Consider the following 1,139-nt stretch of genomic DNA (forward strand, 5'->3'; position numbering starts at 1 on the left):
AAACACACCACGGGGGGCTACCTCTCGTACGCCGCCTGGACCTCTCACGCCGTACTGGACGTCAAACCCGAGGACACCTACTGGTGTGCAGCCGACATCGGCTGGATTACGGGGCATTCGTACATCGTCTACGGACCCCTGGCACTGGGCACCACCACCGTGATGTACGAAGGGACGCCCGACTACCCCGAGAAGGACCGCCTCTGGGACCTCGTCGAGAAAAACGACGTCGACATCTTCTACACCGCCCCCACCGCCATCCGGGCGTTCATGAAGTGGGGCAAACAGTACCCCGATCAGCACGACCTCTCCTCGCTTCGGCTACTGGGTACCGTGGGCGAGCCGATCAACCCGCGGGCGTGGCAGTGGTACTACGACCACATCGGCGACGCCGAGTGTCCCATCGTCGACACCTGGTGGCAGACCGAGACGGGGGGTATGATGATCACCACGCTGCCCGGAATCGGCGAGATGAAACCCGGCTCGGCCGGACCGCCACTGCCGGGCATCGACGCCCGCATCGTTGACGCCAGCGGCGACCAGGTGGAGGCGGGCAACGCCGGCTACCTTACGGTGAATAATCCGTGGCCGGGGATGCTGCGCACGCTGTACAACAACGACGAGCGCTTCCTCTCCGAGTACTGGGAGGAGTACTCCGACGAGGAAAGCGACGAGTGGGTGTACTTCCCCGAAGACGGCGCGAAAATCGACGACGACGGCTACATCACCATCCTCGGGCGCGTCGACGACGTCATCAACGTCTCCGGGCACCGCCTGGGCACGATGGAAATCGAGAGCGCCATCGTCGGCGTCGAGGGCGTCGCCGAGGCCGCCGTCGTCGGCGGCGACCACGACATCAAAGGCGAAGCCGTCTACGCCTACGTCATCCCCGAAGACGGCTACGCGGACGACGACAGCCTCGAGGAGCGCATCGTGGCGGGGGTAGAAGACGCCATCGGGCCCATCGCTCGACCCGAAGAGGTCATCGTCACGCCCGAACTCCCCAAAACCCGTTCGGGCAAGATCATGCGTCGCCTGCTCGAGGACATCGCCTCGGGCAACGAACTCGGCGACACCTCGACGCTCCGGAACCCGGACGTCGTCGAGGACATCGCTGCCCAGGTTGGGGACGACTGAGG

The 1,139-nt window shown here is 65.0% G+C and carries 1 protein-coding gene; it reads left to right on the top strand.

Features of this window, described 5'->3' with window-relative positions; all coding sequences use genetic code 11:
• Positions 1-1,137 (top strand): AMP-binding protein (locus ACFQO4_RS21190; RefSeq protein ID WP_500262721.1); only part of this gene is annotated, 1,137 nt, incomplete at its 5' end.
• Between the last annotated feature and the right edge of the window lie 2 nt (positions 1,138-1,139).

Source organism: Saliphagus sp. GCM10025334, from assembly GCF_042663485.1.
Classification (GTDB): domain Archaea; phylum Halobacteriota; class Halobacteria; order Halobacteriales; family Natrialbaceae; genus Natronosalvus.